Source organism: Nocardia jinanensis (assembly GCF_014645735.1).
GTDB classification, from domain to species: Bacteria; Actinomycetota; Actinomycetes; order Mycobacteriales; family Mycobacteriaceae; genus Nocardia; species Nocardia jinanensis.
The window spans coordinates 297,501-317,530 of sequence record NZ_BMMH01000004.1 but is presented as its reverse complement, the minus strand read 5'-3'; the positions used below and the strand labels follow the sequence as shown (position 1 = coordinate 317,530).

19 protein-coding genes are annotated in these 20,030 nt (G+C 64.0%); 3 read left to right on the top strand and 16 right to left on the bottom strand.

What is annotated here, in order from left to right; translation table 11 throughout:
- Positions 1 to 170: 170 nt before the first annotated feature.
- The 14 genes from IEY68_RS12685 to IEY68_RS12620 all read right to left on the bottom strand — a co-directional run bounded on the left by IEY68_RS12685 (position 171) and on the right by IEY68_RS12620 (position 13,925).
- On the bottom strand, positions 171 to 896 hold the full coding sequence (locus tag IEY68_RS12685) for a hypothetical protein (protein ID WP_189094226.1): 726 nt from the start codon (positions 894 to 896) through the stop codon (positions 171 to 173).
- 53 nt (positions 897 to 949) lie between these two features.
- Positions 950 to 1,918: an MlaD family protein gene (locus IEY68_RS12680; protein ID WP_058854294.1), complete on the bottom strand. Its 969-nt coding sequence runs from the start codon at positions 1,916 to 1,918 to the stop codon at positions 950 to 952.
- Entirely contained in the window at positions 1,915 to 2,787 is an 873-nt protein-coding gene (locus IEY68_RS12675) for an MlaD family protein (RefSeq protein WP_229718744.1), read from the bottom strand. Before IEY68_RS12675 ends, IEY68_RS12680 begins: the two co-directional genes overlap by 4 nt.
- Positions 2,788 to 2,918: 131 nt before the next feature.
- Positions 2,919 to 4,019, bottom strand: coding sequence for an MlaD family protein (locus IEY68_RS12670; protein WP_063916491.1), 1,101 nt, complete (start codon positions 4,017 to 4,019; stop codon positions 2,919 to 2,921).
- Position 4,020: 1 nt separating this feature from the next.
- Positions 4,021 to 5,049, bottom strand: a complete 1,029-nt coding sequence (locus IEY68_RS12665) for an MlaD family protein (protein ID WP_082681255.1) — start codon at positions 5,047 to 5,049, stop codon at positions 4,021 to 4,023.
- On the bottom strand, positions 5,034 to 6,047 hold the full coding sequence (locus IEY68_RS12660) for an MlaD family protein (protein ID WP_058854296.1): 1,014 nt from the start codon (positions 6,045 to 6,047) through the stop codon (positions 5,034 to 5,036). Before IEY68_RS12660 ends, IEY68_RS12665 begins: the two co-directional genes overlap by 16 nt.
- Positions 6,044 to 7,132, bottom strand: a complete 1,089-nt coding sequence (locus tag IEY68_RS12655; RefSeq protein WP_058854297.1) for an MlaD family protein — start codon at positions 7,130 to 7,132, stop codon at positions 6,044 to 6,046. The genes IEY68_RS12660 and IEY68_RS12655 overlap by 4 nt, the downstream gene beginning before the upstream one ends.
- A 3-nt stretch (positions 7,133 to 7,135) precedes the next feature.
- Complete coding sequence (locus IEY68_RS12650; RefSeq protein ID WP_229718759.1) at positions 7,136 to 7,924, bottom strand: MlaE family ABC transporter permease; 789 nt, start codon at positions 7,922 to 7,924, stop codon at positions 7,136 to 7,138.
- A gap of 97 nt (positions 7,925 to 8,021) precedes the next feature.
- Positions 8,022 to 8,783, bottom strand: a complete 762-nt coding sequence (locus IEY68_RS12645) for an MlaE family ABC transporter permease (RefSeq protein ID WP_156426120.1) — start codon at positions 8,781 to 8,783, stop codon at positions 8,022 to 8,024.
- Between the two features lie 721 nt (positions 8,784 to 9,504).
- On the bottom strand, positions 9,505 to 9,783 hold the full coding sequence (locus tag IEY68_RS12640; protein WP_058854298.1) for a cytochrome C oxidase subunit IV family protein: 279 nt from the start codon (positions 9,781 to 9,783) through the stop codon (positions 9,505 to 9,507).
- A 5-nt stretch (positions 9,784 to 9,788) separates the two neighbouring features.
- Positions 9,789 to 10,409 carry a cytochrome c oxidase subunit 3 gene (locus tag IEY68_RS12635; RefSeq protein WP_189094225.1) on the bottom strand — a complete coding sequence of 207 codons (621 nt, stop codon included), beginning with the start codon at positions 10,407 to 10,409 and terminating at the stop codon, positions 9,789 to 9,791.
- A 123-nt stretch (positions 10,410 to 10,532) separates the two neighbouring features.
- The gene (locus IEY68_RS12630) at positions 10,533 to 11,288 is read right to left on the bottom strand and encodes a hypothetical protein (RefSeq protein WP_058854300.1); all 756 of its coding nucleotides are present in this window, start codon (positions 11,286 to 11,288) and stop codon (positions 10,533 to 10,535) included.
- A 95-nt stretch (positions 11,289 to 11,383) separates the two neighbouring features.
- On the bottom strand, positions 11,384 to 12,622 hold the full coding sequence (locus tag IEY68_RS12625) for a cytochrome P450 (RefSeq protein WP_229718743.1): 1,239 nt from the start codon (positions 12,620 to 12,622) through the stop codon (positions 11,384 to 11,386).
- 184 nt (positions 12,623 to 12,806) lie between these two features.
- Entirely contained in the window at positions 12,807 to 13,925 is a 1,119-nt protein-coding gene (locus IEY68_RS12620; RefSeq protein WP_229718742.1) for a phosphotransferase, read from the bottom strand.
- Between the two features lie 617 nt (positions 13,926 to 14,542).
- On the opposite strand from IEY68_RS12620, the gene IEY68_RS12615 reads away from it, so the two are divergent.
- Together IEY68_RS12615 and IEY68_RS12610 are read left to right on the top strand one after the other, a co-directional pair.
- The gene (locus IEY68_RS12615; protein ID WP_058854302.1) at positions 14,543 to 15,613 is read left to right on the top strand and encodes a DUF7064 domain-containing protein; all 1,071 of its coding nucleotides are present in this window, start codon (positions 14,543 to 14,545) and stop codon (positions 15,611 to 15,613) included.
- 210 nt (positions 15,614 to 15,823) lie between these two features.
- Positions 15,824 to 16,438 (top strand): TetR/AcrR family transcriptional regulator, encoded by a 615-nt coding sequence (locus IEY68_RS12610; RefSeq protein WP_058854303.1) that lies wholly within the window; start codon positions 15,824 to 15,826, stop codon positions 16,436 to 16,438.
- 78 nt (positions 16,439 to 16,516) lie between these two features.
- On the opposite strand, the gene IEY68_RS12605 is transcribed toward IEY68_RS12610, so the two are convergent.
- Both IEY68_RS12605 and IEY68_RS12600 read right to left on the bottom strand, forming a co-directional pair.
- Complete coding sequence (locus tag IEY68_RS12605; RefSeq protein WP_058854304.1) at positions 16,517 to 17,497, bottom strand: MaoC family dehydratase; 981 nt, start codon at positions 17,495 to 17,497, stop codon at positions 16,517 to 16,519.
- Entirely contained in the window at positions 17,494 to 18,378 is an 885-nt protein-coding gene (locus tag IEY68_RS12600) for an HpcH/HpaI aldolase/citrate lyase family protein (protein ID WP_058854305.1), read from the bottom strand. Before IEY68_RS12600 ends, IEY68_RS12605 begins: the two co-directional genes overlap by 4 nt.
- Positions 18,379 to 18,639: 261 nt before the next feature.
- Between IEY68_RS12600 and IEY68_RS12595 the strand changes: the two genes are divergently transcribed.
- Positions 18,640 to 19,797, top strand: a complete 1,158-nt coding sequence (locus tag IEY68_RS12595) for an acyl-CoA dehydrogenase family protein (RefSeq protein ID WP_058854306.1) — start codon at positions 18,640 to 18,642, stop codon at positions 19,795 to 19,797.
- The last annotated feature ends 233 nt before the right edge of the window (positions 19,798 to 20,030 follow it).

The following is a 20,030-nucleotide window of genomic DNA, read 5'->3' as shown; positions in this document are numbered from 1 at the left end:
AATTGAAGATAGATTAATAAAACGCGGGGGTCAACCGCCCGCACATTCCTACGTGCGGGCGGCCATCTGCCCGTTGCTCGCGTTCCAAAGGCAGGCCGGCCGGCTCCGCGATGCGGCGGCGCGGGTCCAGAGCGGCAGCACATCGCCGCCCTCGACCATCCGGCGCGCTACTATCCACCGGGCGGAGCCAGACCGGGTGCTGGAACGGCCCCGCTCGGCGGCGCCGGCGGCTCGTTCACAGGGGCTGTGGGCAGCGCGGAGCCTATCCCGCCGATCTCGGTGATGACCGAATTGTTCTCGCTGTCGATCGACAGCTGGTACGTTGCCGTCGACTGAATACCGTCCGGGGCTTGACTGTTCTTCGTCAGCACGCTGACAAAGCAGCTCACCGAATAGATGCCGTTCGATTCCGAGAGAATCTTCGCCGCGATGGGCCTGGCGGTCGATGTCCATTGCAGCGGCATGATGATCTGTTCCATCGAGGAGGCAGCCCTCGTCAGCCGGTCGGACAGCTCCGGTGTGGTGCCCTTCGTCAGACGACCGTGCCACGCCGCCAGGTCTCGGAAATTCATTTCGGCGGCGCCGGTTGCGTAGTCGAGCGCAACTTGTTCGACCTGCTCGCGGACGGCGGCCGAAGCGCGGAGGTCGTCGAGTTCATTCGCCTTCGCGCGCACCTGCCAGCCGAGTACGCCGACCGCCGCCACCAGACAAGCGATCAGTACCACTATGCCCACAGTTCGCAGAGTGACGGGTTGCTCGCCGAGACGTGAGCGCGCCTGCTTCGGCGGGGCGCCTGCCTCCGGCGGCGTGCCGGATCCGGCGGAGTCCGGGCCCTCTTCCTCGCGAGCCTCCTCCGCCGCTACAGCATCTTCCAGTTCGTCCGATTTCAGAATCATGACAGCAGTACTTTCTCCGGGTTGAATGGCTGGTCTCTGCACCGAACTCGCAGCTAACCACCCCCCGGTACCTGGACGTTCACCGTTACGGCATCACCGGACTCGGTCGCCCGCATGGCGTTGTCCAGCAGCCGGCCGACATCGACCGTTTGCATCGCGGCACTGGCCGAGCGCGCCGCGGGGAGCAGATCCACGCCGAGCACGTTCAGGTCCGCCGCGCTCAGATCGAGGAACACCTGGAGTCCGTCCGCAATGAAAGGCGCCGCCCCGTACTTCACGGAGTCGCGCAGGGGCGCGAACACCATCGCGAAATGGATGCCTTCGACCAACTCGGCGAAACCGTGACCGAATCCCGCCAGCTCCGGCGTCGTCCCCGCCAGATCGCCGGGGACTGTCGCACTGTCGAGCAGCAGTGGCTGCACGGTGTCCATGACGGTGGAGAGGTTGTCGGCTTCTCTGGTTATGGTCGCGGCCAGCAGTTCTCCTGCAGCCTCGAGATCGCCGAGGACTCGGACGTCCTCGGGCAGCGCGGTGTCCAGCTCGTGGAACAATTCTTGAATCCGGGCCGGCTCCACCTGCTCGAGGAATTGTGTCAAGCGCTCGGAGAGCTCCTTGAATGTGGTCGGCACCTTCACCCGGTCGGGGGGGATGACCGCTCCGTCGTCCAAATAGGGTTCCGACCCGGTGTCCGGGAGTACCGCCAGGTAGGTCTCCCCCAGCGCCGACAAGTTGTCGACGCGGAAGCGACTGCTCACCGGGATCTCATAGCCCGATTCGTAGTTCCAGCTCACCCGGACGCCCTGGGCATCCGTGTCGACGTCGGTGATGTTGCCGATCTCGACGCCGCGTAGCAGTACCTTCGATCCGACGAGCAACCCATTGGTATCGGTGATGGACATCGTTGCCGAACGCCGGTCTTCGAGGATCTCGGTCCGCAGACCCAGCGAATCCATGTAGAGAAAGGAGCCGGCCGCGATGGCCGCCATACCGAGCGCGGATATCCGGGTTCGGGTGAGAATCATTTGACCGCTCCCAACATGCGCAGCAGGTTCTCGACGTCGCCGATCATCTGATTTCCGCTGGCCGACTCGACGGACAGGACGTCGACCGCGGGGCGCTCGGCGAACGGCAGGACGGTGGTCCGGAGGAATTCCGATAGTTGCGCTGCGGTGGCCGGGGCGTCGTCCCATATCTGCCGGCCCATGGCAGAGGTGTCGGCGAGCGACTCCAGCATCGGCACCATCCAGTTGCCGCCCTCGAAGATGCTGCCGATCCCGGGCAGCGCCTTACTCACGTACCCGACGATGTTGTGCGCCCACCGATACCAGAAGTGGATCGCGGTGTCGGTGAACACCGTGGACAGGACATCGGATCTGGTGTTGATGGCTTGGGCGGTCGCGTCGAAGCCGTTCAGCATCCTATCGATCTCACCGGTGTTCTGTGCCAGATCGCGCAGGTCCACCGCCACGGTGGAGGCCATGTTGCGTACGTCGGCCATCTCGGGCATGACGGTATTGATCTTGGACATGGCGTCCTGGATGCGCTGGATGCTGCCGCCGTTCACGAAATAGGCGAGAACCGCGATCGTGTCTTCGAGCTGGGGCGGCGAGGCGGTGCGGTCCACCGCAATCGTTGCCCCCTCGGCAAGGAAACCGGTGGCCGCGTCGCCGGCCGAACGATCCAGGCCGATGTAGGTGTCGCCGAGCAGCGTGTTCTGCCGGATCACGGCCCGGACATCGTCCGGCACGCGCGTATCGCTGTCGAAGCGGACCGTCACTCGCGCCGACTCGGGCGCGACCTCGACCGCATCCACCGCACCGACCTTCAAGCCGTTCATCATGACGTGTGCGCCGTCCGGAAGGCTCATGACGCTGGCGAACTCGATCGTCACGTCGTACCCGTTGCTCGGCGTGCCCCGGAATACCGGTACATCCTTCGGTCCGAGCGAACAGGACGATGTGGCCAGAACGGCGCCTGACAGTGCGAGGACACCGATTCCGGACCTGATTCTCGTCGAGAGTTTCACGGCTGATTCCCTTTCGCGACAACGAGATCCAGCAGACGGGTGGCAGGAACTCGAACCCGCCCGTCCGATATCTGGCAGCTGCCGGCGAGCATTCGATTGAGCACCTCACACAGCTGGGGGGCATCCGGGTTGCCGAACTCGACGGTCGGAGTGCGGTACCGGAGCGTCAATCCACCTGTTCCCGACTGCTGTCGCATCAGGTCGGCGATGGCGGGCACTGTGCCGAGCAGAGCCTGGATATCTTTCGACCTGGTCGCCGCCAGCGCGATTACATCGACGACGCCACCGTGCACGACCGGCCAGATGTCGTTGCCGTAGTTCTGTTGGATGTCGAGCAAAACCGGGGTCAGGTAGGCGACGCCCTGCACGACGTCGATGGGCCCTTGCCACAGGTCCCGGCCCGCGGCGACGACTGCGGGGAGCTGGTCGAAGATCGAGCGCAGCGTCGACCAGTTCCGTAGTGTGTCGTCGGTCAGCGGAGCCATATTGTTGATGCTCGTGCCGATATCCGCGATCAGCTGATCCGGGCCCGACACGGCGGCAGAAGCGTGCAGCATCAGCGATTGTGCGAGGACGCCGTTGTACCGCATAGCGTCCGCCATACCGGCGATGGCCCGCTCCATACTCTGGTTGCCGTCGGCCGGCGCCATCGCGTCGATGAAATCGGCCGCCGAACCGGCGATCTCCGAAATGCTCTTCGGGGTGTGGGTCCGTTCGGGCGGAATACAGTCACCCGCTCTCAGCTGCGGTCCTTCCTCGTAGTTGCCGACGAGCTCGAGACTTCGGTCGGCCAGCAAGGATTTGGATCGGGTCACCGCCTGCACGTTGACCGGGACTCGCCGGGTTCCGTCCAGACTGAAGGTGACCTGGACGCGTTCGCCCTTCGGCTCCACCCGTTCGACGGTGCCGATCCGCAACCCCATCTGGGTCACCGCGTTGCCGGCGTACAGCCCGATCGCGTCGGGCAGCGCGGCACAGTAGCCGGACCCGATGCTGCGGGTGTCCTCCGCACCGACCGCGTATCCGACCGCGGTGACAGCGGTAATCCCGACGATGGTGGCTGCCGCGGCCACCAGAACTCTGCGCTTGGTGATCATCTCAGCACGTCCGCCCCGGAATCGGAACACACAGTTCCGACGCCAGTACCGTTCCGCCACCGATGGCCGCCATCCCCTCGGGCGTCAACCATGCTTCCAACTGTCCTTTCAACGCCAGCAGCCGGTCGATCGCAGGCCCGAGATGGGTCTGGGTGTCCTCGATCGCACCTCGCAAGTTGGTCACCGCGGCTTTCAATTCGTCCTTGTGACCGAGATAGAACTTCTCCACCGACGTGAGCCTGCGGAGGACGTCGCCCAGCCGGTGATAGCTCTCGTTGAATCCCGCGGCGGCCGTGTTGTACGTACTCGCCACGATTTCGACCTCGCGAATGAAGTGGAAAACGAACTCTCGATCGTTGTTGAACGTCTCCAGATACTCTGAGGCCAGGCCGGCGATCTGATGCACCTGATCGCGTTGGCGATCCATGACCGCGGCAATGCTGTTCATACCCTCGATCAGCGAGCCCACCGAGGGCGAATTGTGCTCCAGCGCATCGGCCACCTGCTCGATGTTGGCATCGATGACCGCACCGTCGACATCGTCGGTCACCCGGGGCGAGGCCTGCAGCACATCCGCGATCGAGTAGGGGACATCGACTCGGTCCACCGGGATCACCGCATCGCCCAACGGCTCACTCCCGCTGGGGACCACGGTGATCGCGTAGCCACCCACCGGCGTCAACATGCGTACCGATACCTGTGAGTCGGTGCCGACAAAGGTATCGCTGTCGAGTTCGGCCTCTACCCGGACAGTCGCCGGAAGTGCCGAGATCTTCGTCACCGTACCGACCGAGATGCCGGCGACCCGGACGTCCTGGCCGATATCCAATGCCGCCGCGTCGGTGGTTTCGAACGCGATCGTTGTGCGGCCGGGCGGATTCAGGTAATACACCGTCACCGCGGCCAGTATCGCGACGGTGACGAGGACCACGACGGCACCGATCGCGGTGTCACTCCGGCCGATCCGACGGGCTGTCGCCGGCCCGCTCGTCCCGTTGCGGACCTTCCGAAATTTCACGATGGCTGACATATCACGACCTCGCTGCCGTTCAAGAGGACTTGGACCTCGGTGGGAAGCTGAGCCAGGCCGTTGCTACAGGCCACCACGCCCGGCTCCTGGGTGACATGGGGCAGTTGGAGACCGGCCAGGGTCACCGGCAGCAGGCGCAGCGCACCTGCCGCATCCGTCAGTGAGGGGAACGCCTCCCCCAGCAATCGGTCGACATCCAGATCCTCGGTCAGGCCGATGGAGTGGATCAACTTCTGCAAGGGCCGGGTGAACGCCGGACCGAACTGCGCCGTCTTGCGCATCTCCTCCAGTACGGTCATGGCCCGCGCGACCGGGAAGCTCATCGCCTTCAAGAACTCGACGACCTGCGTCGATCTGCCGCCGAGGGCATCGGAGATGCGGGAGACATTCGCAGTGAGGGTAGAGATCACCTGTTCGCGGTCGTGTGCGAGGTCGGCGAGTTTCTGCACACTGTCGAGCATGGGAGCCAGCCCCTCACCGTCGCCTTGTAGCAGCGCTATCGCGTTCTCGGTGAACTGATTGATCTCCTCCGCGCCCATGGTCGCGAGTACGGGTTGCAGGCCGTTGAAGAGCTCGGTGATGTCATAGGAGGGCCGCGTGCGATGCGTTGTCAGGTGATCCACCGGCGGACCGGCAGGCTCCGGGACCTGCATGTCGACATACCGGACACCGGTGAGATTCTGGTATTTGACCGCCAGCGTGGTGTTCTCGGTCAGCCGATGCGGCGTGACCAGTGAGAACCCGACGTCGGCTACGGTGGCATCACCTTTGCGCCGCAACTCGATCGAATGGATCTTGCCGATCTGGACGCCCTTCGCGCGAATGTCACCGTTGACATGCAGTCCCGATACATCGGTGAATTCCGCCGTGTAGGTCTGCTGATCGCCATCGATCGGGTTCTTGATGGCGTTGATGATGATCACGAACAGCAGCACCGACACCAGCGCTGCGGCACCGATCTTCGCCAGCAATTTCGCGAACTCGACTCGGAACCTCACTTCGGGGCCTCCTGGGTCGGCTGCGTCTGTACTCCCGCTGCCGCGATCGGTGCGGCTACTCCGGGTAGGTCATCGAGCACCAGGCGCAGGTTCAAGGTTTTCCGATCACCGGATGTGGTGAACGCACTGTTGTAACGGTCGATCAAGACCCGCAGATCGCGCGCCACCGCGCCGTTGGCCATCATTCCCGGCATACCGTCGACGAGCGCTTCGATAATCGAGACCAGCGGGGTCAGCTCCGCGCCGTGTGAGGCGAGCAGGTTACCCGCGCCACCGAACACATCCACCGACATGATCTCCATGGCCTCGTCGGTCTCGTCCATGAACTCGTCGTTCACGCCGTACGATCCGTCCGGTTGCCGATTGAATTTCGTCTGGTACAGCGAGTCCAGCACGCCGATCGCCTGATCGCTGAAGGCAGGCAGAACCGCCAGGATGTCGTTCATCCGGCCGATCAGATGGCTCGGCACAGCTTGCTGCGCTTCGGCCGCCCGATCGGCGACCACCACCCCGGCCTCGATCATCGGCGTGAGTCCGTCGGTGTAGCGGATGATTTCGTCCAGCGTTTCGATCATCGACTTCGTCAGTGTGCCGTCGATGACCAGTGAGCCGGTCTCCAGCATTGTCGACATCGTGAAATCGCCGACGGGAATGCGGTCGAGCACCTGCCCTGATTCCGGGCTCCGTCCACCGGGACGAGCGATCACATTGATCGCGGTCACGCCGAAGTAGTTCTGTGGACGGAAGTCCACGTCGAAGGTGTCGGTCAGGCCCTCGATCCGATCCGGCTGCATCGACAGACCTACCCGCACGATCCCGGTTGCCACCTCGTCGAGCGCGGTCACTTCACCGACTTCCGCACCGTGCATGATCACCTTGGTGCCGGCCGCCACTCCCGGCCCCACCGAAGGGACATCCAGGCTCAGCCGTAGATCGTCATCGGGCGCGAAGCGCGGATACACCCAGCCGACCGATACGACGATCACCGCGACGACCGCGATTGTCGCGGCCGCGGCCAGGTAAACCACTCGGGATTGCTGTTCGTCGGTACCCCGGAGGAAATCCTGGTTCCTCGTTCTACTCATTTCCTACCCTTTGAACTGCAGCAGCGGACTCAGGCCCCAGATGGCGACCGTCATGCAGAAATTGAGCACCACGATCGCGACGAGGCTCGCGCGGATCGCTCGCCCGGAGGCAGCGCCGACGCCTGCCGGCCCGCCGGTGGCGAAGTACCCGTAGTAGCAGTGGATGATCGTGACGACCGCACAGAAGATCAGGGCCTTCGCCACGGAGGCCGCGAGGTCGGGAACGCTCAGGAACTGACTGAAGTAGTGGTCGTAGGTGCCGGCGGGTTGTCGATGCATGACCTTGACGATGAAACTGCCCGATACGAAGCTCACGACCAGCGCCATCAGATATCCGGGCAGCACGACCAACATGCCCCCGATGAGCCTGGTACCGACAACGAACGGTATCGCCTGCAGGCCCATGGATTCGGTCGCATCGATCTCCTCGGAAATCCGCATCGATCCGATCTCCGCTGTCATCCGGCATCCGGCCTGCGCCGCGAACCCGATTCCGGTGATGATGGGCGCGATCACCCGAATGTTGGCGAACGAGCCGATTATTCCGGTCAGCGGTCCGAATCCCAGCAGATCCAGAGCCGTGAACGCCTGAATGGAGACCACAGCGCCCACCGCGACACCGAGGAAGAACATCAGGCTGATGACACCGCCGTCGACGATGATCGACCCGGACCCCCACGCCATGCTGTTGGTGGTCTTCATCGTCTGCTGGCGGTAGTGACGCACCGTCGTCGGTAACAGATAGATCGTCTTGAGCGCGAACACGGCGATCTGGCCGAGTTCGGCGAACATCCCCAGCACGCCACGACCGAGTGACCGGAACGGTTTCAGCAGCACCGGAAACGGCTGATATTTCGCGGATGTACTCGTACTTGTCATATCCATCACCTCATGCCAATTGCGCCGGGAAGAACATTGTCTGCAGCTGGCTGATCAACAGATTCGTCATGAAGATGCAGAAGACACTGAGGACCACCGAGGCATTGACCGCATTGGCCACGCCCTTCGGCCCACCCTTGGCTTCCAGCCCGCGCAGGCTCGCGATGAGTACGACGATCCCGGCGAACACCACCGCCTTGAGCACGGAAAAGGCGAGGTCGGTCGGTGTGGCGAACGCTCCGAACGACTGCCAGAAGCTTCCCGGCACCACGCCCGATACGTGGTTCGAGATGGCCAGGCCCGCGAAGACGCCGGCCGAGATAATAGTGATACACAGCACCGGGGCGATCGCGATCATGGCCAGAAAACGCGGCATGACCAGTCGCTCCACCGGATCGACGCCCATAACGCGCATCGCGTCGATCTCCTCCCGGACCGCCCGTGCGCCCAGATCCGACGCGATGGCCGACGCGGCCGCCCCACTCATCAGCAATCCGGCCGCCATCGGCGCGCCTTGGCCGACGACGCCGAGGCCACTCGCCGCGCCGGCCAGGGAATTCGCACCGACCTGGTTCATGATGCCGCCGACCTGAACCGCCACCTCCGCCCCGATCGGCACGGCCATCAGCAAGGCGGGCAGCGTGGTGACCTTCAACAGCGACCAGATCTGCAGTGCGACTTCGTGAATCGGTAGCCGCAGGCGCGTCGCACCGATCACCGCGTACCGGACAACGGCCGCCGTCAACCGGACGGATCGACCTATCGTCGCCATCGACTGAACCGGTGTCGTGCGGAGGTAGTTCAGGGCGCGGCCGCCGATCCCCGGACCGGTCCGCCGAAGCCTGGTCGGCTCCGGATCGTCCTCATCTCGAGGGACACGGTGCCACTCGGCTTCCGAGGGCAGGGTAGTCGTCGCGGCAGTCATTCGAGCCGTCCTTGATTCTTCATTGTGATTCTCCGGTGCACGAGAATCGAGCCGTGGGTGAAGCTGATTTCGTCGAAGTTACCGGCGGCCTGAACCCGACGGACCGGCGTCGGAACCGGGACCCATCGGCCACCGATCGAGATCGGGTCACATACGCACCACTCGGGCATGAAAGCGACCCATTCGACACTTTTATTGTGGATTGAATACAGTGCAGAACACCGACCGATGGCCGATCAACTGGTTACAGAGGGAGGCCGGGCGTCACATCGGATCGAAGGATGAGTTCTTTCGATTCTCCACCATCCGAGTGCGCCCGGTTTCACTGCACGCTCAGCGTAACATAAGTCGTCTTACGTGAAATACTTTTTCGGGCTCGGAATTTATTTCATCGCTACGCCTATTTAAATAGGATTGTTTTAGATTAAATCCGGCAATATTGGCGTGCAGCAAGTTCCCGGACTCGCATCCCGCACCGCACACACGGAATTCGCCGGCCACCCTCCTGCTGCGCGATATGTACGGGGCACAGGGGAAGGTGGCCGGCGATCCCGGCAAGTATCGCCTGCTAGGCGACAACGTAGAACGCGGTCAACGTGACATAGGCCGTGAGACAGTACGTCTCGAAGGCTCCACGCAACGCCATGGGCGCGTCCCGTAATTCCATGAAGTAGAGGCCGATCAAACGAACTTTGACGAATGCCACGAGCAAGATCACGGCCGTACGCATGTTGTCCGACGAGATACCGTGCTCGGCACCGAGCCAGAACGACAACAGGGTCGCCGCGACCAAGAAGCCCCAGACAACGGTCACTCGATCTCGGATGAATGCAGTGGTGGTTTCCATGTTTCCTACTTGATGAGGTAGAGCAGCGGAAGGATGACCATCCACAGCAGGTCGACCATATGCCAGTAGCAGGCCGCCCCCTCGATGGCGCCACGGTTGTCTGCCGCACGCTCGGGGCGGCGGGCCTGATAGAGCAGATACAGCAGGCCGCCGACACCGACGAGGAGGTGAACCAGATGCAGGCCCGTCAGCGCGAAATAGTACGGATAGAAGTTTCCGCCGACGGATATGTAGTCGTTGCGCACGATCGAGCTGTAGTCGATGACCTTCATGATGAGGAATCCGGTAGCACACGCGAGCGCGCCGGCGAAAAGCCATATACCAGCGGCCGCGTTTCGCATCCGGATCGCACGAACGCCGCGCACCACCAGCAGAGAACTCACCAGCAGCAGGAGCGTGTTGATCACGCCGTGACTCTGGTCAAGGGTGCTGCGGCCGATTTCGAACTGTTCGGCCTCGGCACCGCGGTAGTACAGGTAGGTGGCGAAGATAACGGTGAACATGACCATGTCGCCGAGAAGAAATACCCAGAGTCCCTCTTCGCCTGGAATCCTCTTGGCATTCTCGGTTACATTCCGACGACCTCGGCCGGCGACGCTGCCGGCCCTGGTGCCTACCGTGAGCATGTTGATCCTCTTCGCGGTCCGATACGCATTACTGGGCATCCCGCGAGTCCGGGCCGGACGGGCCGTCTGAAGCGGCCCCTCCGGCCCGGACTCACCGGAGTGAAAAAGATGGCGCCGTGCGCATCACGCACGACTGGCGCCCCCACCTGCGGCCTCGAATGACGCAGCAGGCGCAGCAGGCTCCTCGTCTTCGTACTTCCGGTCGATCGCCTTCAAGGTGAGAGCCGTGATGACGAGGAACCACACGAAGAAGTCGGTCAACGGGATCCAGAAGGACAGCACACCGTTCCAGGCGAACGGACCCGTCTTGAAGAAGACCAGCAGAACCGGCGGCGCCGCCTGAATGAATGCCATCAGCAGGCTGAAGTATCCGGACCACCGCGGAAACAGCGGGTTGGCCCTGCTGTCGGACAGGATCGCGCAACCGGTGGCCGCGATCCACACGACGAACGGCGGGAATCCCGCGATGAAGGAAATCCATCCGAAGTCGTTGAAGATCTGGATGTTCTCCGCAGGCTGCGTGTCTGGACGGAAAGCTGCCGCGAACCACATGGTGATCGGCAGAATGAGCAGCAGTGATGCCGCCGCGAACGCCGCTGTCTGGAGAATGGTGAGCGTCGATGCGACACCCTTGATCCGCCGCGTCTGTCCGGTGATACCGGCGCCGAAGGCGAGAAACGCCATGGTACCGAAATAGCACAAGGCCAGACCGATTCGGATGCCATTCGTGTTGTCGCGGTAGATTTCCGCCGTCCGCGCGGCACTGTCATTCGGACTCAGGGGCGGGAGAAAGCGCGCGAACAACACGAAGCCGACGAAGAACAGCACCGCGAAGACGATACCGCCCCAGGTACATATGATTTCAGATCGACGTTTCACGGCGTGTGTACTCCTTTGTATCGGTGGCATCCGCCGGCCTCGCCCGTCGCGCGTGCACAGAGGGCATGGGCATCGAGGTCAGCGCATACGAAATATCAGACATCCCACTCGAACTCGAGCTTCTCGGGACGATGGAAGATCATCCCGTCCTGAACCTGGATCTGCTGGCCGGGCGCGACCCGCAGGTTCGGAAGCCGGGTGATAGCGGTTTCGATGGCAATCCGCGCGTCCAACCGTGCGACCGACTGACCGATACAGGCATGTACGCCGCCACCGAAGTGCATACTGTTGCGCATCTCCTGGGCGTCGCGATCGATGTCGAAACGCTCGGGGCACGAGAACTTGCTCTCGTCATTGTTCGCGGACTGCACCAGCGCGAAGATGTTGGCGCCTGCGGGGATCGTCTGCCCGTGGAATTCGACATCCTCCTTCACGCGCCGGACGACCCCGCGCGCCGGAGTGAGCCGGCGCAGCGACTCCTCGACGACCTTCGGGATCAACGTCACGTCGTCGCGCACCCTCGCGAGAAGGTCCGGCTGCTCGCACAGTTTGTAGAGCGAGAAGCTGATGGCGCCCGCGCTGGTCTCGAATCCGGCGATCACCAGCTGCCCGACGATACCGAGCACCTCACGGTCGGTCAGGCTCTTCTCGTTTCGTTCCTGGGCCAGGATCAGACCGCTGATGAGGTCATCGCCCGGGGACTTGCGACGGGCGGCGATCGCCTCCGTCAGGTATTCGTTGAAAGCGACCTGTTCGCGCGCCAACTCGAGACGACGCTCTTCGGAGATCGTGGGGACGAACAGCTCGGTGATACCGAGGGTCCACTGATGGAACTGCTTGTAATCCTCCGGTGACACTCCGAGGATCTTGATCAGCACCTGCACCGGCATGGGCGTCGCGAAGCGATCGACCAGATCGGCACGGCCGAGGGGAATCAACGGCTCGATAAGGCCGGTGGCCGCCTCCCGGATCTGCCCCTCACGCTTGCCGACGGCCGCGGGCGTCAACGGTTTCGCGGCAAGCTTGCGGATTCGGTCGTGCTCGGGCGGGTCGGTGTTGACCAGGGCCGGCTGCCACGGGGCGTACCCGTGCGGAAGCGACTCTTTGAGTTCGTCGGGCACCTCACCGACGAGGTCCGCCGGCATGGCACCGAAGCGCTCCGAGTCACGCACCACCGTGATCACATCGTCATACCTGCTCAGAATCCAGGCGTCGATTTCCGGGATGTGCAGCACGGGCGCGTGCTGGCGCAATTCCTTGAACATCGGGCAGGTGTCCCACACGCCACGGAAGGCTTCCATCATTGATGGAGCGGCCTGCGTCTGTTCGGTCATTCTTTTCCTCCAGATACTTCTTCGATACCGCGCAACCGATTCGCCGAGCCGGAGGCTCCGCATCGCGCTGCCGAGCTCTATGGGTGACCAGCGGATCGGACACCCACGGATGAGTCACCCGGCCGGTTCGAGCGGATCCCGCCGGATGCGGATGTATCCGGCGGGAGGCTCGACGGGCGCAGGGTCATGCGAGGCCGGCTACGCCGACGGAGTCGAGGTCCAATGCCATATCGGCGTAACGGCGGATCTGATCGACGATGAGGCGGTCACCGCGCTCGGTCGATTCGACCTGACTGGCGGCGCCGACGAACAGGAAGACTCCGTACAGGGCGCCTTCCCGGTAGGAGGCCCAGCAGGCGTCGAAATCGAAGTCGCTCACACCGGCCGCGACCAGCTTCCGGTGGTAGTCACCGATCAGATCCCGCTCGGCCGACCGTCGCGTCTCGGTCGGCAACGAGGAACCGAGGAAATATGCCGGATCGACCCCGGGAGGGCCGAGCCGCACGGTCTGGAAGTCGATGACCGTGGCGCCGGCACCCGGGTCGGTCCCGAAGAGGAAGTTGTCGGTCCGGAAGTCGCCGTGCTGCACGACCGTCGGGGGCTGCCAGCCGCGAACCCACTCGCCGGCCCTGGGCAGTACCGACTCGAACAGCTTCACATGATCCTGCTCGAGCCCATGGCCGAAGCGTTCGAGGAACGGCTCGAGACCCATCGTCAGTCCGTCGAAGACCGCGAACGTCCTGGCCGGGTTCGCCAGCCATTCCAGTGCCTGCACCTTCGGGGAGTTCCACAGCGGCGCCTGGAAGTTCACCAGTTCACCCAGCACGCTCGCACAGTCGTCGAGGCTGCTCGCCTGCAGGACGTCACCGGGCCTGGTCTGCCCACTGAGATCCTCGAGAACCAAATTGAAGGCGTTCGTCTCCGGATCGAAGTACGAGTGATAGCAGGCCGGCAGACTCATATCGGCCAGCAGCGGAGCGATGTCCCGGTAGAAGGCCGTTTCCAGCTCGTACATCCCCATGGCCTGCGCCAGGCCGGAACTGCCGGGGTCGTCAGAGGGAAACTTCACCACCACCGACGCCGGTGCCGAGGTCGGACCGGCATAAGTCAGCTGAGCTCGCACCATCCGCGCGAGCAGCCCGCCCCCGATCGGGTCGAGTTCGACCGCGGTGATCGCCGGGGAGTCGGGCCCGACGTGATCCACCAGCGCGGACCGGAACCATTCGACAGTCATATCAGCGGCGTTGACGGCCACGGGGATGGGATCCCGGGCAACGGTGCCCGGGGTAGCGGACTGCGTCATTCGTATCTCTCCTGGTGTCGCAATGACGACCGGGCTCGGCCCGATCAGATCGCCATTTTTCTAATAAAAACTAGATTCAATACCCCAGATGCATCGGGTTCGCATGAAGCGTTCGAACAGTATGTACGGCTATCGGAGTGTTGTCAATCACACCCCTTATTCACACCTCGATCGGCTGCGATGCACTCCACCTACGACCACACCACATCGGGCTCGCACCCTGCAGAGAATCGGCAAATCTGCCGGTCGTAGCAAGATCATCACAGGACTGAGTCGAGCCGCCGGTTCCGCCGGAACGCGCCGTTCCGCCGCGTTCAAGCCCGGGCGCACTCAGCGGAACCAGCCGAATGCCGTCGCCGAAGGTCGGAGCGCAGCGGCCGGATCCGGCCCGGGACGGGCATGATCCTCGAAGGATTTTGTGAAGTGATATTAGAATTCTTCTTGACCTTCGTCCGGCTCGATGCCTACGGTGAATACGCCGTTCACGACGGAACGTGCGAGCGGATATCGCTCGGACGGGGATCGAACAGCCATCTGCCGCTGCCCCTGGCGGGCAGCTTCCCCGATCGCCTCGGCATCGCTCGCCGTAGGGACACACCAACGCACAAGGAGTAGGAATGGGCTGGAGCGACGAGGTCAACGCCGCTGACGAGTATTTCCACAAACGCAGCGACGACCCCTATTGGAGCGAGAACAGTCTGCTCGGTTTCACTGTTCCGGAGCGGAACCTGTGCGGGTTCATCTACTTCTACTTCCGGCCGAATATGAACCTCGTCGTGGCCGGCCCGGCGATCTGGGATCACACCGGCGAGGACGTATACAACTGCCGGTACTACGGCTGGGACCAGCATCTCGCCATCCCGCCGGATGCCGAGATGTTCAACTTCGAGTTGTCGAACTCGCTGAGCTGCAAGATGATCGAACCGCAGCGCGAATACCGGTTCGGATACGACCGCCACGGCGTCAAGATCGATCTCACCTGGACCGCCGTGGCCGAACCGCACTACATGAAGCTCTCGAAAACCGGCGACGAAGATCCAGGCATCGCCAACTGGGTATCCAAGGACGGTGAATTCTCGGTCGGCCATTACGAGCAGGCAGGACGATTCCGCGGAACCGTCGAAATCGACGGTGAAGTACTCGACATCGACTGCGGCGCGCTGCGCGACCGCGGCTGGGGCCCACGGCACGCGGATATCAAGGACCCGCTGCGCGCGGGCTGGCCATATGTTTTCGCCTCGGCGGACAGCGGATGGCACCTCTACGACCCGCAGACCACGCTGTCGTTCGATGAGGACCCCATCGAGGGCACCACCGAAACCGTGACGACCGGCTTCTACATCCGCGACGGCATCAAGGCGCGGGTAGTCGAAGGGACCCGGCGCGCCGAGCGCGGCCGTGACGGCCGGGTGCTCACCCAGGTGATCGACGCCGTCGATGAGCTCGGCCGGGAGCTGCACGCCGTCGGCCAGTCGATGAACTGGCTCAAGTGGCCGGTCAACAGCGATATCCTCAACTGGTGGTCGCTGGTGAAATGGGAATACGACGGCCAGGTTGTCTACGGTGAGGACCAGGACTTCATGACCTTCCGGCATTACCGGAAGTACTGGAACCGCCTGGTGGAGAAGGACCCCGGGTTGCTGCACTGCTTCCCGTCCTCGCCCGATTATCCGCCGTACGGCAAGTAGTCCGATCACACCGGCCGAGTTGTCCGCGGGTCCGTGGACAACTCGGCCGGTGGCTCGATGGCGTGGCCCCTCCCAGCACCGCGAGCCACCATACGCCGCCATCCAGCCGGCTCGTTCTCGATCGAACGATGTACCCGGCCGTACACTGATCCGATCACGTCGAGGTAGAAGGGGGTGCGTACAGTGCGATCAACCATTCGCAAGGCACGGGTGACCCGGGCCGAGAGACGCGACCAGATCACGCAGCGCCTGCTGCATTCCGTCGAGCGCATCCTCGGCACCGGCATCGGCTTCGCCGAGATCAGCGTCGAACAATTGATCACAGAGGCCGATATCGCGCGCTCGACCTTTTACATGTACTTCGAGGACAAGGGCGCACTGCTGCTGGAGCTCGCCGATCATGTCACGGTGATCATGGGCGAAGCGGCGCGGCCGTGGCTGGAGCTCCCGCCCAAGTCGAATCGCGCAGTGCTGACCGAAGCGCTCCGGCAAGTCGTATGTGCCTACTTCACCCACCGCCATATGCTGGCCGCTGTCAGTGAAGCCGCCGCCTACGATCCACGTGTCAGGGAACAGTACGGGCAGGTGATGGCCCGCCGGATCGAATACATGGCCCAGCACTTCCGCGATCAGCAACGGCGGGGCAGCATCCGCTCGGACGTCGATGTCCCCGGCGTGACTCCCTGGATCACCTGGATGATCGAGCGCTGCCTCTACCAATGGCTCGGTCACGACGAACGCGACAATTCGCAGTTCGACGGCTCGGAGATCATCGACGGCCTCAGCAGCGTCGTGTGGCATACGTTCTACGAGGGTGTCCGCTGACCCTGCCGAGTCCGCCCGGCATCCGGCGGTCGAGTGGTGGTGCGGACCACCGTGCCGGATGGCCCGCGCCGCTACCGTTCAGACCATGAGGCCCGTGAGCCGCCAGTTCAGCACCGGCTGATCCGCCGCGGAGACGACCGAGGAGGTCAGTTCCACGATCGCGCCACCGGAGGGCCCCGGGCGCACCCGGTCGACGGTGACCGAACTACGCAGTGTGTCGCCCTCGTGCACCGGTCCGAGATGGTCGCAGCTGCGCCAGCCGAGGACGGTCACCAGATTCGGGAACGCGCGCGTCAGCTGAGCCAGGGCCACCCCGATGGTGTGTCCCCCGTAGACCAATCGGGTGCCACCGCTGGCCTCCTCGTCGTGGTGCACTGCCGCGATATTCAGTGTTGTACGTGCCAGTTCCGGTGCGCTGGACACAACATCACCACCACATGCGTGAGTGCTGCCCTCCTGTGGCCGTGGTCGACCGGAGCCCTTGATCCGCTCGGCGAACCGGTCGAGTCGCCAATCGGTGACCAGGGCGGTCCAATCTGTTTCGGGTCGGTCGGTGCCCACCGCATCGAGATCGTCGTCATAGCCGGTCTCGATCGCCGGATCACCGAGCGAAACCATGGCGCACCGCCAGAAGTCGAGCACCGGCCGCCCGATCTGATCGACGGTGGTGATCCGCAGTGCGGCCAGCCCGGTGGGGCGCCGTCCGGGCCGGGACCGGTTCTGCCGCAGGGCGACGACCTCGGTGCAGGTCCGCAGCGTGTCCCCGATCAAGGGAACGCGCCGGAAGGCCAGGCCCCGGTAGAACAGATTGGCCTTCACCTGTCGCGTCGCCAGGGTCGACTGCCCGATAGCGGTGTCCCACACCAACGCCGGATGCGCGATTGGCCCTGCGCCGACGACCTCCGCACACAGCGGACGGTCGAGCGCAAGTGCCAATCGGTCACCCACGATGGCCTGGTGCACCGCGGCATGGCCATCGGTCAGCGTGACCGCGGGCGCCCAGTCGAAGACCTGCCCCCGCGCGAGGTCTTCGAAGTACGGCCCGTCACCCGCGGTCATCGCAGTCCCCCATCCGCCCGTGCGAGTACACGACGCGCGACGGCCGCGACAGCTTCATCCACCATCTGCCCGTCCACATCGATCGCCCCGACGCCGCTTCCGTGACCTTCGGACAGTGCCGTTACCACACGCTCGGCCCACTCGATCCGGTCCGGCGCAGGCGTGAAAGCGGCGGTGACGGCGTCGATCTGTCCAGGGTGTATCACCCATTTCCCGTCGAATCCCGCGTCGGCCGCATGCCGCACCCCGGCTAGGAAGGTATCGTCCACCGCAACACCCAGGTGCGGACCGTCCACGACCGCTAGTCCCGCGCGCCGACCGGCGACCAGCACCGTGTCCTGGATCGCGACCCAGGCGCCCGGTCCGGCCGCCACCGAACGCCCGATCGACGCCGCGAGGTCGGCGTACCCGAGCACCAGGGAGTCCAACCGCGGCGTGGCCGCCACGATGCCGGCGATACCGGCCAGACCGGCCGCCGTCTCGATCAGCGCCTGGACCCGGACCGGGCGCTCGCGACCCACCTCGAGTTCGAGCCCGTCGAGCAACCGGCCGACGAACGCGAGGTCCGCGGCCGACTCGACCTTCGGAACCACGATCGAATGGACGGTCTCCAGCCTTACGCACGCCTCGATATCCCGGTGGCACCACGAAGTGCCGGGAGTGTTCACCCGGACGGCCACGCGTCCCCGTAGGCGTACGCCGGACGACAGCCACGACGCGACCGCCGCGCGAGCGGCACGTTTGCCCGCCGGGGCCACCGCGTCCTCGAGATCGATCACGATCTCGTCGGCATCGAGCGCGGCGGCCTTCGCCAGCTTTCGCTCGTCGGCACCGGGGACCGCCAGGCACGCCCGCTGCCCGGTCGAACCGATTCCACTCATCAAACCTCCTCATTAATTTAATTAATATTAGACCTCAGGGCGCTAATGCGGCCGCCTCCGGGTCGAGCGGTAGACCGGATCACAGTCCGATCGAAGTGACCATCAGCCCACTTCGACATACGAATGACCGGGACTCGCCCGGATCGCCGGGTGTGCCGAGTAGTCCACGACCCATCAGCCGCTCCCGACTTCACTCAAGCCGATAAATTTAATACATGTTAAACTCAATGGTCAGAGTGCCGCCGCAGTGAAGGAGACGTCGTGGCCCCGTTGTCCGCCGAGGAACAGGCCGTCGTAGCGACCGTGAGCGATTGGGTCGACCGAGAGGTCAGGCCGGTCGTCCGAGACCTCGAACACGCGAACGAGTACCCGGAGAAACTGATCGAGCAGATGAAGCAGCTCGGGATCTTCGGACTCGCGATCCCCGAACCCTATGGTGAAGCGCCGGTATCGACCCCGTGCTATGTCGCGGTCACCGAGGAGCTGGCCCGCGGCTGGATGAGCTTGGCCGGAGCCATGGGCGGGCATACGGTGGTATCGAAACTGCTGGTTGCCTTCGGTACCGAAGAACAGAAGCAGCGGTATCTGCCGCGTATGGCCACTGGGGAAATCCGCGCGACCATGGCGCTGACCGAACCCGGCGGCGGGTCGGACCTGCAAGCCATGCGCACCGTCGCCCGGCGCGACGGTGATTCGTATGTAGTCAACGGCTCGAAGACCTGGATCAGCAACGCCCGGCGCTCCCAGCTGACCGCGTTGCTGTGTAAGACCGACCCCGAGGCCTCCCCCCGGCATCGGGGAATCAGCATTCTGCTCGTCGAACCGGGCGACGGATTCACGGTGTCGCGCGATCTTCCCAAGCTGGGATACAAGGGCGTCGAGAGCTGCGAGCTGTCGTTCGACGGCTACCGCGCGCCCGCCGGTGCCGTGCTCGGCGGGGTCGAGGGCCGCGGCTTCTCGCAGATGATGAAGGGCCTGGAAACCGGGCGTATCCAGGTCGCTTCCCGCGCCCTCGGCGTGGCGCGCGCGGCCTTCGACGATGCGTTCGCCTACGCGCAGCAGCGCGAGAGCTTCGGCAAGCAGATCTGGCAGCACCAGGCGATCGGCCACTACCTCGCGGATATGGCCACCAAGCTCACGGCCGCCCGCCAGCTGGTGCTGCACGCGGCCGAACGCTTCGACGCGGGGTTGCGCTGCGATATGGAGGCGGGGATGGCCAAGCTCTACGCCTCCGAGGTCGCCATGGAGATCGCGCTGAACGCCGTACGCATCCACGGCGGATACGGCTATTCGACCGAATACGACGTCGAACGCTACTTCCGAGACGCGCCGCTGATGATCGTCGGGGAAGGTACCAACGAGATCCAGCGCAACGTCATCGTCGGACAGCTCGTCACTCGCGGGGGGCTCGGCGACTGAGCGCAAGGGGCGCCCGCACCGTGTGCGGGCGCCCCTTGCCGTACCGACACATATGCCCGGGTGCGCAGATCGAGCGGGGTCCACACTCGACGAAACCCCCGACCACACTTATCCTGAGGCCCGCAGGCGCCGACCGGGCAACGAAGGCATATCGGGACGTCGTAGTCGAGCGTGACATCGATATCGGCCCGGCGCTCGCCTATCGCCTCGGCGAATTGTTCGACCTCAGAACT

What these genes read in the sequence shown, in the direction of transcription:
- IEY68_RS12685 (WP_189094226.1), bottom strand. Translation starts at nt 896, where the DNA reads ATGATTCTGAAATCGGACGAACTGGAAGATGCTGTAGCGGCGGAGGAG.
- IEY68_RS12680 (WP_058854294.1), bottom strand. Translation starts at nt 1,918, where the DNA reads ATGATTCTCACCCGAACCCGGATATCCGCGCTCGGTATGGCGGCCATC.
- IEY68_RS12670 (WP_063916491.1), bottom strand. Translation starts at nt 4,019, where the DNA reads ATGATCACCAAGCGCAGAGTTCTGGTGGCCGCGGCAGCCACCATCGTC.
- IEY68_RS12665 (WP_082681255.1), bottom strand. Translation starts at nt 5,049, where the DNA reads ATGTCAGCCATCGTGAAATTTCGGAAGGTCCGCAACGGGACGAGCGGG.
- IEY68_RS12655 (WP_058854297.1), bottom strand. Translation starts at nt 7,132, where the DNA reads ATGAGTAGAACGAGGAACCAGGATTTCCTCCGGGGTACCGACGAACAG.
- IEY68_RS12650 (WP_229718759.1), bottom strand. Translation starts at nt 7,924, where the DNA reads ATGTTCGCCGAACTCGGCCAGATCGCCGTGTTCGCGCTCAAGACGATC.
- IEY68_RS12645 (WP_156426120.1), bottom strand. Translation starts at nt 8,783, where the DNA reads ATGGCGACGATAGGTCGATCCGTCCGGTTGACGGCGGCCGTTGTCCGG.
- IEY68_RS12640 (WP_058854298.1), bottom strand. Translation starts at nt 9,783, where the DNA reads ATGGAAACCACCACTGCATTCATCCGAGATCGAGTGACCGTTGTCTGG.
- IEY68_RS12635 (WP_189094225.1), bottom strand. Translation starts at nt 10,409, where the DNA reads ATGCTCACGGTAGGCACCAGGGCCGGCAGCGTCGCCGGCCGAGGTCGT.
- IEY68_RS12625 (WP_229718743.1), bottom strand. Translation starts at nt 12,622, where the DNA reads ATGACCGAACAGACGCAGGCCGCTCCATCAATGATGGAAGCCTTCCGT.
- IEY68_RS12620 (WP_229718742.1), bottom strand. Translation starts at nt 13,925, where the DNA reads ATGACGCAGTCCGCTACCCCGGGCACCGTTGCCCGGGATCCCATCCCC.
- IEY68_RS12615 (WP_058854302.1), top strand. Translation starts at nt 14,543, where the DNA reads ATGGGCTGGAGCGACGAGGTCAACGCCGCTGACGAGTATTTCCACAAA.
- IEY68_RS12605 (WP_058854304.1), bottom strand. Translation starts at nt 17,497, where the DNA reads ATGACCGCGGGTGACGGGCCGTACTTCGAAGACCTCGCGCGGGGGCAG.
- IEY68_RS12600 (WP_058854305.1), bottom strand. Translation starts at nt 18,378, where the DNA reads ATGAGTGGAATCGGTTCGACCGGGCAGCGGGCGTGCCTGGCGGTCCCC.